General features: G+C 57.6%; 2 protein-coding genes. Both read left to right on the top strand.

What is annotated here, in order from left to right; genetic code table 11:
- The coding region (locus tag Q8Q08_10420) for a hypothetical protein (GenBank protein MDP2654430.1) at positions 1–271 on the top strand (271 nt) is incomplete at its 5' end.
- A gap of 645 nt (positions 272–916) precedes the next feature.
- On the top strand, positions 917–1,048 hold the full coding sequence (locus tag Q8Q08_10415; protein ID MDP2654429.1) for a hypothetical protein: 132 nt from the start codon (positions 917–919) through the stop codon (positions 1,046–1,048).
- Positions 1,049–1,355: the final 307 nt, after the last annotated feature.

The raw sequence follows: 1,355 nt of genomic DNA, 5'->3' as shown, positions 1-1,355 counted from the left end.
AGAGGAGACGGCGCGTGACAAACTGGCACATCTGTTGGCCTGTGACTACGCCGAGCGTGTCCTGGGCCTGTTCGAGACCGCCTATCCTGATGATAAACGACCCCGTCAGGCTATCGAGACGGCAAAGCTTTACGCAAACGGCCAGGCGACCACCGACGCCCTGGATGCGGCGAGGGCTGCGGCGAGGGCTGCGGCGGGGGGTGCGGCGAGGGCTGCTGAACGCAAATGGCAAGGCCGACGGCTCATGAAATACCTGGAGGCTGTGAGATGAACCCTACCCTCACCTGTGGCTGTGGACGGACCTTCGCTGTGGTCTTAGGAGCCACCATGAAGCGTGACGGCCAGGGGCGGCTCATCTCCCAATGCGGTGACTGCTGGTACACGGAGGACCTGCGCCATGCCATCAACGGCGCACTGAAAGGTGTAGCAACCAGGATGATAAGAGGGTAGCTATGCCAAAAGGAGTTTACGACCACCGTCATTTGAGACGCCCCATTGAGGAGCGATTTTGGTCTAAAGTCAACAAGACGGAGACGTGTTGGCTATGGACAGCCTGTAAAAACGATGGTGGCTATGGAACACTCACGGTAAATAATAAGACAGTGCGCGCCCATCGCTTTGCCTACGAATCCCTGGTGGGGCCTATTCCCGACGGCCTTACCCTCGACCATCTTTGCCGCAATCGTCCTTGTGTACGCCCAGAACATCTTGAACCTGTATCCAGTAAGACAAATATGTTGAGGGGGATTGGGTTAACGGCACAACATGCCAAGGCAACTCATTGCCCCCAGGGACATTCCTATGACTTGCTGAATACTCGGTATGATTCCTACGGGAGAAGACATTGCCGTCTATGTCAAAAACTGCTGAGGAAAAGGCAGTGGGCGTTGCTGAGGCGCTAGCAGGAGAAGCAGCCATGACGATCAAACTTAGCTGGAAGCACATGGCCTGGCATTGGCTCGGCAGGCCGTACATCGACTACAAGGACGGCATCCGTTACACAGCCGAGCGAGTACCGGAGTTCTGGCCCAAGAAAGGAAAGCCATGAGCAAGCCTGACCACTTCGAATGTGTCTACGGGGACTTCACGTGCATTGACTGGCGTGACCTGCTATGGCATCGGGAGTTCCAGCACGGCGAGAACATGGAACCCTGGGTTGTCTCCGTGCGGCCAGAGCGCGGGTCAATCGTAGCCTACAGACCGCAGAAGGAGACGCCATGACCACCGCCACGCTGCCCGACAGGGCCGCCTGTCTTCACTGCGGGAACAGCCGGCGTGAGGAGCTGCACCAGGTCACGATCATGGGGGAAGAGACCTTTTACTGCGACGATGAGGTGGCCTGCATGGGACGCAGA

It is taken from the genome of Candidatus Omnitrophota bacterium, from assembly GCA_030688425.1.
Classification (GTDB): Bacteria; Omnitrophota; Gorgyraeia; order Zapsychrales; family JANLHA01; genus JAUYIB01.
The sequence above is the reverse complement of the archived record's forward strand: the minus strand, read 5'-3'. Positions and strand labels throughout refer to the sequence as shown.

Coding starts and splice junctions, on each gene's coding strand:
- Q8Q08_10415 (MDP2654429.1), top strand. CDS start 917: ATGACGATCAAACTTAGCTGGAAGCACATGGCCTGGCATTGGCTCGGC.